We start from the raw sequence: 384 nt of genomic DNA, 5'->3' as shown, positions 1-384 counted from the left end.
CGTTTGTCCAAGATCAGACAGCAGGACATTAAACTAAAAGTTGACTCGGAAGAGGACAAGCTTGAACCGGGTGACGGCTTAGGAACAGCCAAACCAAGAGATAAAAAAGAAGAGTTCTTATCTCACCTAATCAGCAAGCTAAATGAACTGTTTATTACGGACAACTTAACCGATCAAGACTTGGTTAATTACGCATACACAGTAAGAGATAAGGTTCGTGAGAATAAAAATGTTATGAGCCAAATTAGCAATAATACGGCAGAACAAGCGATGCTAGGTCACTTTCCTAAAGCAGTTGATGACGCCATATTAAGCAGTAGTGAAGCACATCAAGATCAGATGATGCAGTTGTTATCTGATCCAGAGAAGGCTGCGAAGTTTGGG

1 pseudogene is annotated in these 384 nt (G+C 40.9%); it reads left to right on the top strand.

The features are described from left to right. Positions 1-384 (top strand): annotated as a pseudogene (locus A3756_RS05805) (type I restriction endonuclease subunit R); the annotation flags it as partial.

The organism is Oleiphilus sp. HI0086, assembly GCF_001635225.1.
Note: the sequence above shows the minus strand (reverse complement) of the source record. Positions and strands in the feature narration are given on the sequence as shown.